Here is a 13352-nt window from a genome sequence, read left to right on the forward strand (position 1 = left end):
AACTGGTTATCAGCTTAATGTCATATAGAATTAAACGATGTGATTAAAAGTGTTATAAAAAATTATAACGGCTTTTTATTTTCAGCAATCACTTCAAAATTAGAGCTATACCAGAAAAGACATAATCAGAAAAAATAATTACAATGAATAACAAAAAAATATTTATTTCAACAATACTTACGATTACCGCAGCAAGTTTTTCTTTTGCCCAGGTAAGGGTAGTAAATTCGAACACACTAATTGCTGCTAGTAATAGTTCTGCTTTTATAGATGCTTCTTCAGATGAAGCCATTAATAAAAGCTCTTTTATAGGAAAGGGACTTCTGTTTCCAAGAACAGATCTGTCTACTTTTACTGGATTTGGTAATGGTATTGCCCCGTTAGGATTTCCTGCTAATTACCCGACCTATTACGATGGGATGATCGTTTACAATACCAAAGATGGAGGCACAGCAGGGATAGGTAAAACACAAGGAATCTTAAAGCCTGGATACTGGTATTATGAAAATAGTTCCAAAACAATTGATGGAGGCACCTGGAAACAAATAAGCAGTCCTACAAGCAATTTGTTGGCGAGTAATGGCAATTTACTCACCAGTACAGTAAATGGTGTATCTTCTGCTGCCACCCCTATTATCAATTCACTCACCAATACGATTTCAGGGAATCAGCTTACCACAACAATTAATGGCATTTCGGCAAAGGTTAATTTGCCTTCAGCAGCACCTACTACCAATGTCATTACCAGAACAGGCAATACGATTACCAGCAATGTAAACGGTGTATCAAGCTCGGTAGATTTACCTTCGGTAGCACCTACTACCAACGTCATTACCAGAACAGGAAATACAATTACCAGCAATGTAAATGGTGTATCTAGTTCGGTAGATTTGCCGCCAAGTGTAAATATAGCTGCCAGTAACGGGTTGATTAAGGCAGGAAATGACGTGAAATTAGGAGGCACATTAATCGAAAACACAACAATAAATGGTACATCTACTATAAATATTCCACAAACTAATGGTCTAGCTATTGGTAGTACAGGCCAGGTGGCAGGTGCGAAACTATTGGTAGAGGGTGGAGCCTTACAGGTAGGAGGACAGATAACGAATAAAGCGGGTGGTTTGCAGGTAAGAAATCAAGATGCATTAAAGCCGGTTGTGACAATGCATAGTAACACTAATAATGAATTGTTCAGATTGGATGAAGACGGAAATGTAGGGATAGGAACTAATGAACCCACTCAAAAATTAGATGTAAATGGTGCAGTAAGAATCAGGCAAACCCCACTGATGGCTTTTGGTTCAGATGACCGCCTTTTAGCAATTGGTCCTGATGGAAGCGTGAATAAAGTAAATGTATCCTTAGGGGTTGATAATCCGGCTAATAACGGGCTTAGCAAAGATGGCAGTACAATTCAGTTGGGAGGAGTACTTAATAAAAAAACAAATATTGACAATTTTGGAAACGATTTTAGTATCAATGGATCTGGTGTCGTAGGAATTGGTACTTGGAATCCAGTAAGTTCTTCAAAACTAAATATACAAGGAGGAGCATTGAATATTGGAAATTTGATTACTTATGCAGGTGGTTTGCAGGTTCAAAACCAAGATGCTGGTAAAGCGATTGCGAAATTTTATTCAGCCGACAATGCTGAAAGAATGCATATTGGAGATGATGGTAATGTTGGTATTGGCACCAATCAGCCAAGTAGAAAATTAGATATTGATGGGAATATCAGGATCAGAGAAATGCCGGAAGTTAGTTTTAATGAGAATGACCGCCTTTTAGCAATTGGTCCTAATGGAAACGTGAATAAAGTAAATGTATCCTTAGGGGTTGATAATCCGGCTAATAACGGGCTTAGCAAAGATGGTAGTACAATTCAGTTGGGAGGAGTACTTAATAAAAAAACAAATATTGACAATTTTGGAAACGATTTTAGTATCAATGGATCTGGTGTCGTAGGAATTGGTACTTGGAATCCAGTAAGTTCTTCAAAACTAAATATACAAGGAGGAGCATTGAATATTGGAAAATTAATTACTTATGCAGGTGGTTTGCAGGTTCAAAACCAAGATGCTGGTAAAGCGATTGCGAAATTTTATTCAGCCGACAATGCTGAAAGAATGCATATTGGAGATGATGGTAATGTCGGTATTGGCACCAATCAGCCAAGTAGAAAATTAGATATTGATGGGAATATCAGGATAAGACAAGTGGCTTCAGGAACTATTGATAATGATGATCGATTTTTGTTAATTGAACCCAATGGCAATGTAAAGAAAGTTAATTTGGATAATTTGCGTATAAGATCCACGGGAAATATTAGGGATATGGATAATGTTGTAACCCTAGGTAGTACTAGTACTTTACGCACTATTCAAAGCATTACGGCGCCTGCAGGAAGTAAAATACTTGTTGTGATTAACGTTTTTGTAGAATCCGAACCATATATTATCGCAGGACAGCAATGGGGAAGAGGAGCATTTATCTTAGCTGATGATACGACTAATATCAGTAGAGTGGAAAAATTTGGTTTTTCAACAAGTCTGGTAAATAATACTCCTGTTTTGCAGAGTAATGGAACTAGTTTTTCACATGTTTATACCATAGATAATACTAACGGAACAAGTCCGGTAACAAAGAATTTATATTTACGATATACCAATTTATCTACTAATAGTAGCAATGATAACAAGGCTCATAATGTAAGTCTGAAAGGATCTTGGATTACATATGAAACAAAATAGTTTAAGTTATTGAAGCGTATTCCTTTTCATAAGGGTATGTTTCCTTTTACATAAAGTGTAACAAATCATTTAAATTATTATCTTAAATGAAAGCAATTATAAACACTTATAACCCCAATTTAATGATGAAGAATGTAAAACATTTATTTGTACTGGTTTTTTGTTTTTTTTATCAATTATTTTTAGCTCAGAAAACCGCTTTTATCAACGAAGCAAAGCTTTTAGAAAACATACCGGGCTACACAGAAGCTAAAAAACAGACAGATGATATCAACCGAAAGTTTGTAGCCGAAATAAAGGCAGAGCAGGAAGCCCTTATAAATAAAGAAAACCAGCTGCTTAAACCGTATAAGCTTCCAGCTTCTGACAATTCAGAAGATGTTAAAAGCAAATTATCAGACATTGATAAAAAAAAGCATGAACTTTTAGTAGAAGAGGCAAGGCTTTTGGAGAAAAAAATCCAGGCAAAACAGCTGGAATATAGCGAGATCTATCAGCAAAAAGTAGGTTCTATTACAGATAAGGCAGCACAGGAAATTTCTAATTATTGCAGGAAAAATAAAATAGATATATTGCTTAAGATAGATGCTATGGCTGTTGCAATTGCATATTATGAAAAAGAAAAAGATATTACAGATATTATTGTTAAAAATTTAAAATAAAAAAACAATAGGCTTTTATCGTTTTCTCATTAATGTTGTTAAAAGTTGTATTTATTAGCGTTAAGGAGGTTATTTCAAATTACCGAAAAATGCTTGGTAAATATGTTGAATATCAATTATTACTAAAGAAAATGTTATTCAAAAAACAAATGATTAAAATCAATTCTATGTAATTAAAAATTATGATTGTCCGTCTTTTTACATAATTACAATTTTTGTAAAATCGCAATCTCTAATAGCACTTAAAATCTGCTTATTGTGATTTTTTAAATCTTTAAATCATCCAGTTTAACACTATATTATAGCGGACAATCATTTAAAAAATTATAATATCCCGTTCTTTCAAAAACACAATTATAAAATACAGCCAAAATCTGGGATATGTTTTGGCTGCTTTTTTAAATGATGCATAAAACATAGAAACGAATAATTTATTTATTGTGTATTACTATAATTTTCAAAGTAAAAAACAGATGCAGTTTTAAAAACAAAAACGGGGATGTTTTAATTGATAAGGTAAACGCCGGAATTACCAGTTTTTGAAAAATGAAATCTATCCTTTGTCCTCAAACCATTTACCATAAAGTTTTAGTGAAGTTTTATATTGCAGTGGATTTCTGTTATCTCCATTTACAGCATTCATCTTACAATCAATGATTCTGCCTTTGTTGTTGGTAAAAACATGAAGTTTAAACCTGTAGAACCATCCCAGAGAATATTATCCACTCATGGAAATTTCTTTAAAGGGTTTATACTGATTTTACAGGCACAAAGCATAAGTGGTATTTGTTTGTCAATCAAGTGTTTGTTTTCGGTTTTCTGAAAATTGTTTTATTCTTTTCTTGCATTGAACACCCGTTAAATTTAATTTTTAATTATGACTTTCCATTACCTTTTTTATTTTATAAAGAGTAGAAAATTCTTGTTCTTAAGAATATGTATTTTAATTCAATTAATTATATTTAACCGGCTGCAATCACAGGAAAATGATTGGCGTAGCCAGTATGTAAAGTGGAATGCTGGTATTAATTATGAATTGGCAATAGGATCTAATGATGCTAAAAAATCATTTTTAAACACCTTTAATGTTATTATTTCTACAGATGTAGCCTTATCAGAAAATGATGTATTCGATTCTGCTGATTTATATTTACAACCTTTGATAGAAGTATCCATTCCAACAGAAATGAATAAATATAATAATCTTTCATTTCAGTCTTTTTCTGGTGGTGTTAATCTTAAAAAGTATATGATCTTAGATAATTAATTACAAGCAAAATTTTTATTTTCTTGCAGGAGGCAAAACTACATTTGTATTATGGCGGCTGAATGATGATAATGGTAATTCCAAATATCATATTATCAAACAGGATTTTATTATTAACGCTGGTATGGGGTATACAATCAATAATTTTCTGGAAGCCTACGGAATGTATAACTATGGCTTTAAAAGATCTTATGCTAGTGCTGATCTTGAAAATATGATACGAAGAAGTTCATTTGCAATAGGCCTGAAGATTACCCTTTTTAATGATAATTGGTGGTTCAAAAAAAGGTAACTTTCGATAATATATCCGTGAGTTAAATATTAAAGTCAATCTGACTTTTCAAAATAATATATTATACACGAATTTAAAGAAATTCTGATACATATCAGTGATCGTTACTTTGATGAAGAACTTTCAGTTTGGCTTTTGTTCTTCACCTTTTCATATCAATCATGATACCATTTACTTTTCAATAGTACACTTGCTTTTACCAGAAGTATTAATACCGGAACTTCTACCAAAGGACCAATTACTCCTACAAATGCCTGCGGTGAATGAATTCCAAAGACCGAAATTGCAACAGCAATGGCCAGTTCAAAATTGTTTCCGGTAGCGGTAAAGGCTATAGACGCATTTTTATCATAAGGGATTTTCAATGTTTTGTTGATGATAAAACTTACAAAAAACATCAAAACAAAATAGATAACCAATGGGACAGCCACTGTAATTACATCCATTGGTAATTCCAGTATTTTAGAGCCTTTTAAGCTAAACATCAGTACGATGGTAAATAATAAAGCGTACAGTGTAACAGGAGATATCTTAGGCACAAATTTTCTGTTGTACCAGTCTGCACCTTTTGATTTTATCAGAAAATACCGTGTGAGAAAGCCTGCCAGAAAAGGAATTCCCAGATAAATCAATACGCTTTCTGTAATGTCTTTCATGGAAACATTTACATTAAAACTTGCGATACCCAGTTGATAAGGAAGTACATTGATAAACAGCCATACCAGAAAGCTATAAGTAAATACCTGAAAGATACTGTTTAAAGCAACCAGCAAAGCTGCATATTCTCTGTTACCTTTAGCGAGATCATTCCAGACAATCACCATGGCAATACATCTGGCCAGGCCGATGAGGATCAAACCTGCCATATAATCAACTTGATGTCTTAAAAACAGGATGGCAAGACCAAACATCAGAACCGGACCAATGATCCAGTTGAGCAATAAGGAAATTCCAATTACTTTTTTATCTTTAAAAACCAATGGCAGGAGAGAGTAGTCAACCTTAGCCAATGGCGGATACATCATTAAAATGAGTCCTATTGCCAGAGGAATATTAGTAGTGCCAACCGACTGTGAATTGATAAGAGTAGGAATAGACGGGAAAAAATGTCCCAAAGCAATCCCTATACCCATCGCAAGAAAAATCCATAAGGTAAGATAACGGTCAGGAAATTGTAATCTGGGCTGCATGATTATCTTTTGATTTTAGAAAAAACATAAAACATTTCTTGTGCAATTTGTAAGCTTCTTTCAGTATATATTGCTCCCTGTTCCGGTGTGTTATCTGAAATCTTAGGATCTTCAAATGTGATCGGAATTCTTTTTTCTGCACCGGGAATAAAAGGACATCCGCCATCTGCCTGCGAACAGGTCATAATTGCGGCAAAACCGGATACAGGATTGAACGGACTGTCGTATTTTTTTGAAAAACCTATCAATGGAAGGCTGTTGTCATCATATTTTATTGCAAATACTGGGTTGGCTGTGGCAGCAATGCTGAAAACCGAAAAGCCCTGTTCTGCTAAAACTTCTGCGATCTTAGGAAATAATGCTGTTGTTTCCGTTCCTCCCGAATAGCAGTGAACTTCCGGAATCGCAAAGAAAGAAGCGGCTGCCTGTGCCCATATCTGTGCCAGATGGCTTCGGCGGGAATTGTGAGTACAGATAAAATTCAGATTGACCTCTTTGCCGTTATCTGTTTTTTGCTGAATAAAGCTGATCAATGGCTGCAGAATCTCTTTTCTAGCGGTATCTGTATTTTCCCATTTCAGAGATTGAACCGTGTTTACTAATTCTTGATACATGATATTTTAATAGAATTAATTAGCAGCATCCTGATCCCGGAGTGCAGGCTGATGTAGAGTTTACGGATAATTCAGACAGATTTTTCTTTTGTTTTTCAGCAGGAATTCCGCAGGCTTCCTGAGCAAGGCAGGCTGTTGTTTTGTTTTTCAGAACGAAATTTTTTCCGTTAAATTCAAGATCATATTTTCCAATCGTTTCTCCCTGATATTCAACTTCAATTTCCGAGTCTTCTATTCCAAGTTTTTCTTCGGAAAGCTGAATGATATTAAGTAATTTTCCCGGTTTCAGACGGTGTTCGTAATCATCCGCATTCCATAGCTGGAAGCTGACTGTTTTTTCATTTCTGATTACTCCGCCGCAATCGATAAATTTTTTTATAATCTGCCCCACTTCTGTTACATGGAAATGTTCAGGAACAAAACTTCCGTTTTCTAATTGAAATTCAACATTTTCCAGTGCAGGTAGAATTTCTTTGATTTCTGATAGTCTCATAATAGATTAAAATTGAGTGTTATAATTTTTTAATGTTATATTGCAATATTACGATGTACTTATTTAAAAAAATGCCTTTAACAGCATTGTTTTATAGTAACATCCTGATTAAAAAACAGGTTGAATTCATTCTGAAACTGTTTCCAGGTATTTTCATTAATACAGTAACAAATTGACTTTCCTTCAATTGAACCCTTAATAATTTCAATATTCTTCAGCTCTTTTAAATGCTGCGAAATGGTGGCCTGAGCCAATCCGAGTTCTTCAACGAGATCATTACAGATACATGCTTTTTGATTAATGATATACTGTAAAATTGCGATTCTCGCCGGATGTCCCAAAACTTTAAGAAGAGAAGCCAGCTTATTTTGTTCTTCTGTATAAATTTCTGTTTTAGTAACTCCCATTGTTTTATTTTTATATTGCAATATTACGATGATAAATTAATATAACCATGAAAAAACTTGTTAATTTCAGATATATAGAATTAAGTTATTGAATTTTATTGCTTTAAAATCATTCTGTCATGAATGTAACGTTGAAAATAAAAAAGATGAAGCGGAAGCAGACTTCATCTTTTGGCATGTTGTTATGGCACACTAATCTTTTTACCCTGTTCCGGGAAGATATAATTTATTTTTAAAGGATTGTTTTTCAATAATTCCTTTTTGATGAGTTCAGGATTATCACCTGTAGGTTTTCTATGGGTAACTACGACATTGAGACCTTCAAGGCTGCTTTGTCCTGTCTTTTCTTTGAGTTTGCTCAATTCCTCAATCAGCAGATGAGGAGTAAGATGTCCGAAAAGCAGATGTTCCGGCTGGCTGTTGGGGAAAGAAACTTCAATTAATATGGTATTGAGCTGTCTTTTTTTAACAAGAGGAGCTGCCCTATTCCAAAGGTGATCCAGACGGTCAGATTTTTCTATACGGTCTGCACCTGTATCTCCCAGATAAAGCAAATAGTGATCATCTCTTCTTACCAATGCAGCACTGCTTTTATACGGATTTACATGGCTTAGTTCATAGCCTGTGATGAAAAAAGGTGTTTTAGGTGCGGGAATTTCGGTTCCTTCCTGAAGTTCATTGTAATGGTATTTTCCAAGGATGGGTTTTTGTCCCTGATCTGCAAAATTGATCCAGGTATCTGTGATAAAATAATGATTCTGTAAAATCTGAATCACAGGAGCTATAGCAAAAATATCTTTCTTGGAATCTGCCGGAGAATTGATGATAAGGCCTGATAAATGATCCAGATGACCGTGTGATACAAAATATCCCTTTATCTGATCTTTCAGAACTGTTTCTGCTGATCCCTGAAGACTTTTCAGTTCAATTGCTTTTCGGATTCCTGCATTTACGGTACCCGCATCAAGGCAGAGAAAGGCATTGTCTTTCGGAGTGCCTACCAGATAGGATGATAAATTGTCTTCCTGCTCACCACCATATATTCCTAAGGGAATGACATCAAAATTTTGTGCCTGGCAAACAATATTCAGAAGAACCAATAAAGAAAGTGCTGTTTTTTTCATAATACGAATAATAGAAAACCATCTTTTTCGGGATGGATAAAGCAAATTTACGTTATTTTCTGAGGATTGAAGCCCTGTATCTGTAAAGCCTGCGGAAAATGAGCAGGCTTTATTTTGACTGTTATTTTACTGAGGTTGCTGCTGGGTTACACAATGAACCATTCCTCCATTGGCGAATAAGTTACGGCAATCAATTCCAACTACCTGTTTGCCAGGATACAGCTGCTGGATGATATGGTTGGCAACCGCATCATTCGGATCATTATAATTAGGAACCAGTACACGGTTATTGGCAATATAATAATTGATGTAAGAGGCACGACCTACATTTTTTCCGTAAGTAGTAATGACATCATTTCTTGTTAAAGGCACTTTTACAAACTGATAAGCCGCTCCGGTTTTTGTGGTAGCATCATACAGTTTATCAATATCTCCATTGGAAACCTGCCAGTAGGCAAGATCATCGGGAGTCATTGTAATAATGGTAGATGAATTGGCAAATCGGGCAAACCCGTCAATATGCATGTCTGTGATATCAAGGCCGGCTTTTCCGTTCAACCAGATAAATTTGGTTACTCCGAGATTTTTAGTAAATATAGCTTCTGCCTGTTGTTGGGTCATTCCAGGATTTCTGTTATTATTCAGGATAGAGCTTTTGCAGGCCATCAAAACTCCGTTTCCGTCAATTTCCACACTTCCTCCTTCATTGATCATCACTGAGTTAAGATTGATTTTTGGAATGTTTGTATCTGCTGATATTTTAGAAGGAATTGCATTACATTTGCTGTAATCTGCCTTGTTTCCCCAGCCGTTAAACCCCCAATCCTGAATAAATAACTGTCCGTTCTGATCTTTTACGTAAATAGGGCCGTTATCTCTTACCCAGAAATCATCCGTTGGATAAATTTTGAAGTTGATGTTGCTAAGAGGAACTCCTGCAGTGTTGAGCAGCCCTGTAATACGACTCTTTTCTGTATTGTTATAAGCAATAATGTGAACTTTTTCATTTTTTACAAGCTCTCTGGTCATTGCTATCCAGGTGGCATCCAGACGGTTTCTGTAGGTAGTTCCATATTGATACTGGTGTGGCCACTGAAGCCAGGTTCCTTCATGGGGAGCTGATTCTTCAGGCATTTTGTAAACAGTTGTTTCCGGATTTACCATACCCGGTATTTCTGTTAATTCCGCTGATGAGCAGGATAATAGAAGAAGAGGTAATAATGGGAACATAGTTTTCTTTTTTTGCATAACTGATCTATTTTTAACAGAGCAAAATTAGATCGATTGTTTTTCTTAAAGTTGTCCCAAATTGACAACTTACTTCAAAGGTAATAAAATATAGGTCAGCTGCTTTTCCTGATCATCTTCGTTTTCAGCATGCCTTTCATACTTTTCGATGATAGGAGTGTGTGAAAACTCAAGACCTGAATTAAAAATCCAGCGGGAATAGATCTTTGTATAGGTGTCGTCTATTGTTTCGTAGCTTCCGGAATGGGTAAAGCGGGCGTATTTGCCTCCGAATATCATTTTTGAAGGAAGCTTTTTATCTCCGGATTGAACAGACGAACAAGCGTCATACCGGCAGCTGATTTCAGTTTTTATTAAAGGTTCATCGGCTATAACTCCGAAATATTCTGCTCCTGAGCCAGGGAAATCATTCTCCATGAATTTTTCCCACAGGATTTCAATTTCTTCATTGTTATAATAGGTGTTAATGCTCTGGTAATATACCTGCACAGGCTTCAGATATACAATTTCGGGTTCCAGCAGGACTTCCGAGGCAATAGGGATGATGGCATCTCCACAAAGGAGCTGTTCTTTACTTTGTCTTGCAGCTTTAGGGGAGATCCCAAAATGTTGTTTAAAGGCTTTGGAAAAGGAAGCGATATTGGCAAAACCCACTTCAATGGCAATGGAGGTGAGATTTTCCTGGGTATAAAGAATACGTTTATAGGCATTTTCTACTTTTAATCTTTGCTGGAAAGCACCTATTGTTTCTCCGCAGCTGTATTTGAAAATACGCTGGATATTCCGGTAAGAATAATGTGAAATATCTTCCAGTTCCTTTACAGAAACAGGGTGGTCATAATTCTTTTCCATGAAATTGATAACTCTGTAAATACAATTCAGGTGGTCTTCCATAAGCTTCAGTATTTTTAGAAATACAGGGGCTGAAATAAAGTACAAATAAAAGAAATAATAAAATGTCTTAGCAATATTGTATTTTAGCTTTCGGTAAAAATAAATCTGTAAACGATCATTTTTACCATTTTAAAAACAAAATACAACCAAAAACTAGAAATAAACCATGGAAAAAGGATTTTCACAATTAACCGACCATGAATTATTAGAAAAGAAAAAAGAAATGAAATCCAATAACATTCTCAATGCTGTACTCCTGGGATTAATGGTAGGTATTTCGGTTTATAGTACCATAACTGGCGGTTTCGGATTTCTGACGGTTTTGCCATTATTTTTTGTAGGTTCTATTGTTAGCCGCCGGAATAAAAATAAGAAACAATTGGAAGAAGAATTAAACTCCAGAAATTTAAAATAACATGCAGGACTTTGACAGAAAAACAGAAACAGGTGCTGTAGCCTATTTCCGTCACTGTATAAAAAACGGAGATGCTGCAGGTGCATTAAGCTGTTTTCATCCTGATGCCGTTTATATTGACATAGATGGGCGGGAGCTGAGAGGACTTGAGCAGATAGCATTGGCGATGCATGAAATTTGCTGTTTAAAAATGGATATTCAGGGTGAAACTCCACATATAACTGTTGTGAATGATCTTGCCATGTGGCAGGATCAATGGGAAATGACGGGAAATGCTCCTGATGGGCATCCTATTCATATGACCGGCAATACTTCCTGTATCATGAAGAAAAATGAAGAAGGAGAGTGGCTATGGCTGGTTGACAATCCTTTTGGTTCTGCAGTACTTAAAAATGATAACCTGGTATAAAAATGATCTTGTTTCTTAAAAAATAAAAAACCTTCAGATCAACTGAAGGTTTTATTTTAATATTATTTACTGGTTTTTAGTTACGTAAGAATTGCCCGATCCCCGGAGAATCAAAAGTGAATGCATTCTGATTTTCAGATTTATCAATTTTATTGCTGATGGTTAATGCCCATAATACAAGTTCTTTGCAGAAATTCTGATCTTCTTTGCTCAATTCAGAGGCATTTTCTTCCACTACATTTGTCAAAGGTTTTATTTGATCAAGTTTAGCATAGAATTCTTCATCCGTATCATTGTAGTTGAGTTCTAAATGATTTTTGTTGAACCATCTGATCAGGTCAGTGTATGGTGTTTTGATCCCTTCTTTTTCCAGTTTTGAAATACGCGGGAAGAGGCTTTCAAATTGGGTCATTACGGCTTTGTCAATTAATATTTTGGCAACATAATCTGCTCCTTCCTGTTCGCCTTCATATACCAGCTCGATCTTTCCTGTGATGGATGGAATGATCGACATAAAATCAAGCAGACGTACAGTAGTTCTTTCTGCACCGGATTCAATTAAACGTAATTTGGCTGCTGCCATTAAATTTTCCATAGCACTGATGGTAAGACGTGCACTGACACCGCTTTTCGCGTCTACATATTCGCTGATACGGGCCGCAAAAGCAACTTCTTCCAAAAGGTCTTTCGCCAGATCAGGAATCTGGATCTGTGCTTTATCTTCAGCCGAAATCAATGCTTCCTGTTCTGTAATCTGTCTGGCAAGAGCTATTGTTTTTGGATAATGGGTGAAAATCTGAGATCCGATTCTGTCTTTCAGTGGAGTTACAATACTTCCTCTGTTGGTATAATCTTCCGGATTAGCGGTAAAAACGAACTGAATATCCAGCGGCATTCTCAGCTGGAATCCACGGATCTGGATATCTCCTTCCTGTAAAATATTAAACAGGGAAACCTGAATTCTGGCCTGCAGATCCGGTAATTCATTTAAAACAAAAATAGAACGGTTCGCACGCGGAATCATTCCGTAGTGTAAAACACGTTCATCGGAATAGGGCAGTTTTAAGGTAGCGGCTTTAATAGGATCTATATCCCCAATTAAGTCAGCCACATTCACATCGGGAGTAGCCAGTTTTTCGTAGAAACGGTGAGAACGGTGCACCCAGGAAATTGGGGTTTCATCACCCAGTTCAGCAATCAGATCTCTGGCAAATTTTGAAATAGGATGAAAAGGACTGTCATTAATTTCTGATCCCTTTACGATGGGTATATATTCATCCAGCAGATTAACCATGCTTCTTGCAATTCTGGTTTTTGCCTGTCCGCGCAGTCCCAGTAAATTGATGTGGTGGCCGGCAAGAATGGCTTTTTTCAATTGGGGAACTACGGTGTCTTCATAACCCCAAAGTCCTTCAAATACAGGTTCTTTAGCTTTAATCCTGGCAATTAAATTGGCCTGAATTTCCTCATTAATCGTTTTATGAGTATAACCAGAGTCTTTTAATTCTTTAAATGTAATATCGTTTTTCATTTCTTGTAATACTTTATCGGGTAAGATTTTATTGTAATGCTTTAAAGTCTGAA

At 35.8% G+C, this 13352-nt stretch carries 15 protein-coding genes; 6 read left to right on the forward strand and 9 right to left on the reverse strand.

Features of this window, described 5'->3' with window-relative positions; all coding sequences use genetic code 11:
• The first annotated feature begins 143 nt into the window (after positions 1-143).
• Together BW946_RS00795 and BW946_RS00800 are read left to right on the forward strand one after the other, a co-directional pair.
• On the forward strand, positions 144-2753 hold the full coding sequence (locus BW946_RS00795; protein WP_076594354.1) for a hypothetical protein: 2610 nt from the start codon (positions 144-146) through the stop codon (positions 2751-2753).
• Positions 2754-2839: 86 nt separating this feature from the next.
• Positions 2840-3415, forward strand: a complete 576-nt coding sequence (locus tag BW946_RS00800) for an OmpH/Skp family outer membrane protein (RefSeq protein WP_076594355.1) — start codon at positions 2840-2842, stop codon at positions 3413-3415.
• Between the two features lie 553 nt (positions 3416-3968).
• On the opposite strand, the gene BW946_RS21860 is transcribed toward BW946_RS00800, so the two are convergent.
• Positions 3969-4127, reverse strand: a complete 159-nt coding sequence (locus tag BW946_RS21860; RefSeq protein WP_083688752.1) for a transposase — start codon at positions 4125-4127, stop codon at positions 3969-3971.
• Between the two features lie 165 nt (positions 4128-4292).
• Between BW946_RS21860 and BW946_RS00810 the strand changes: the two genes are divergently transcribed.
• On the forward strand, positions 4293-4682 hold the full coding sequence (locus tag BW946_RS00810) for a hypothetical protein (protein WP_076594356.1): 390 nt from the start codon (positions 4293-4295) through the stop codon (positions 4680-4682).
• Between the two features lie 124 nt (positions 4683-4806).
• Positions 4807-4974, forward strand: a complete 168-nt coding sequence (locus tag BW946_RS21300) for a hypothetical protein (protein ID WP_170872033.1) — start codon at positions 4807-4809, stop codon at positions 4972-4974.
• Between the two features lie 155 nt (positions 4975-5129).
• Here BW946_RS21300 and arsB read toward each other — a convergent pair whose 3' ends face one another.
• The 7 genes from arsB to BW946_RS00845 all read right to left on the reverse strand — a co-directional run bounded on the left by arsB (position 5130) and on the right by BW946_RS00845 (position 10944).
• Complete coding sequence (gene arsB / locus BW946_RS00815; protein ID WP_076594357.1) at positions 5130-6164, reverse strand: ACR3 family arsenite efflux transporter; 1035 nt, start codon at positions 6162-6164, stop codon at positions 5130-5132.
• Positions 6165-6166: 2 nt separating this feature from the next.
• On the reverse strand, positions 6167-6778 hold the full coding sequence (locus tag BW946_RS00820; protein WP_076594358.1) for an arsenate-mycothiol transferase ArsC: 612 nt from the start codon (positions 6776-6778) through the stop codon (positions 6167-6169).
• A gap of 19 nt (positions 6779-6797) precedes the next feature.
• A complete protein-coding gene (locus BW946_RS00825; RefSeq protein WP_076594359.1) occupies positions 6798-7271 on the reverse strand; it encodes a DUF6428 family protein in 474 nt (157 codons plus the stop codon).
• 77 nt (positions 7272-7348) lie between these two features.
• Positions 7349-7678, reverse strand: a complete 330-nt coding sequence (locus tag BW946_RS00830) for an ArsR/SmtB family transcription factor (protein ID WP_076594360.1) — start codon at positions 7676-7678, stop codon at positions 7349-7351.
• A gap of 182 nt (positions 7679-7860) precedes the next feature.
• On the reverse strand, positions 7861-8802 hold the full coding sequence (locus tag BW946_RS00835; protein WP_076594361.1) for a 3',5'-cyclic-nucleotide phosphodiesterase: 942 nt from the start codon (positions 8800-8802) through the stop codon (positions 7861-7863).
• Positions 8803-8928: 126 nt separating this feature from the next.
• Positions 8929-10050: an agmatine deiminase family protein gene (locus BW946_RS00840; protein WP_076594362.1), complete on the reverse strand. Its 1122-nt coding sequence runs from the start codon at positions 10048-10050 to the stop codon at positions 8929-8931.
• A gap of 69 nt (positions 10051-10119) precedes the next feature.
• Complete coding sequence (locus BW946_RS00845) at positions 10120-10944, reverse strand: AraC family transcriptional regulator (protein WP_139325947.1); 825 nt, start codon at positions 10942-10944, stop codon at positions 10120-10122.
• Between the two features lie 166 nt (positions 10945-11110).
• Here BW946_RS00845 and BW946_RS00850 point away from each other — a divergent pair, with 166 nt between their 5' ends.
• Together BW946_RS00850 and BW946_RS00855 are read left to right on the forward strand one after the other, a co-directional pair.
• Positions 11111-11359, forward strand: coding sequence for a hypothetical protein (locus BW946_RS00850; protein ID WP_076594363.1), 249 nt, complete (start codon positions 11111-11113; stop codon positions 11357-11359).
• Between the two features lies 1 nt (position 11360).
• Entirely contained in the window at positions 11361-11768 is a 408-nt protein-coding gene (locus BW946_RS00855; protein ID WP_076594364.1) for a YybH family protein, read from the forward strand.
• Positions 11769-11844: 76 nt separating this feature from the next.
• Here BW946_RS00855 and BW946_RS00860 read toward each other — a convergent pair whose 3' ends face one another.
• The gene (locus BW946_RS00860) at positions 11845-13299 is read right to left on the reverse strand and encodes a sigma 54-interacting transcriptional regulator (protein WP_076594365.1); all 1455 of its coding nucleotides are present in this window, start codon (positions 13297-13299) and stop codon (positions 11845-11847) included.
• Positions 13300-13352: the final 53 nt, after the last annotated feature.

Source organism: Chryseobacterium sp. RU33C, from assembly GCF_900156015.1.
In the GTDB taxonomy this organism is placed as follows: domain Bacteria; phylum Bacteroidota; class Bacteroidia; order Flavobacteriales; family Weeksellaceae; genus Chryseobacterium; species Chryseobacterium candidae.

What these genes read in the sequence shown, in the direction of transcription:
- BW946_RS00800 (WP_076594355.1), top strand. Translation starts at nt 2,840, where the DNA reads ATGAAAGCAATTATAAACACTTATAACCCCAATTTAATGATGAAGAAT.
- BW946_RS00835 (WP_076594361.1), bottom strand. Translation starts at nt 8,802, where the DNA reads ATGAAAAAAACAGCACTTTCTTTATTGGTTCTTCTGAATATTGTTTGC.
- BW946_RS00855 (WP_076594364.1), top strand. Translation starts at nt 11,361, where the DNA reads ATGCAGGACTTTGACAGAAAAACAGAAACAGGTGCTGTAGCCTATTTC.
- BW946_RS00830 (WP_076594360.1), bottom strand. Translation starts at nt 7,678, where the DNA reads ATGGGAGTTACTAAAACAGAAATTTATACAGAAGAACAAAATAAGCTG.
- BW946_RS00825 (WP_076594359.1), bottom strand. Translation starts at nt 7,271, where the DNA reads ATGAGACTATCAGAAATCAAAGAAATTCTACCTGCACTGGAAAATGTT.
- BW946_RS00795 (WP_076594354.1), top strand. Translation starts at nt 144, where the DNA reads ATGAATAACAAAAAAATATTTATTTCAACAATACTTACGATTACCGCA.
- BW946_RS00860 (WP_076594365.1), bottom strand. Translation starts at nt 13,299, where the DNA reads ATGAAAAACGATATTACATTTAAAGAATTAAAAGACTCTGGTTATACT.
- BW946_RS00810 (WP_076594356.1), top strand. Translation starts at nt 4,293, where the DNA reads ATGACTTTCCATTACCTTTTTTATTTTATAAAGAGTAGAAAATTCTTG.
- BW946_RS00840 (WP_076594362.1), bottom strand. Translation starts at nt 10,050, where the DNA reads ATGCAAAAAAAGAAAACTATGTTCCCATTATTACCTCTTCTTCTATTA.
- arsB (WP_076594357.1), bottom strand. Translation starts at nt 6,164, where the DNA reads ATGCAGCCCAGATTACAATTTCCTGACCGTTATCTTACCTTATGGATT.
- BW946_RS00820 (WP_076594358.1), bottom strand. Translation starts at nt 6,778, where the DNA reads ATGTATCAAGAATTAGTAAACACGGTTCAATCTCTGAAATGGGAAAAT.
- BW946_RS00850 (WP_076594363.1), top strand. Translation starts at nt 11,111, where the DNA reads ATGGAAAAAGGATTTTCACAATTAACCGACCATGAATTATTAGAAAAG.
- BW946_RS21300 (WP_170872033.1), top strand. Translation starts at nt 4,807, where the DNA reads ATGGGGTATACAATCAATAATTTTCTGGAAGCCTACGGAATGTATAAC.
- BW946_RS00845 (WP_139325947.1), bottom strand. Translation starts at nt 10,944, where the DNA reads ATGGAAGACCACCTGAATTGTATTTACAGAGTTATCAATTTCATGGAA.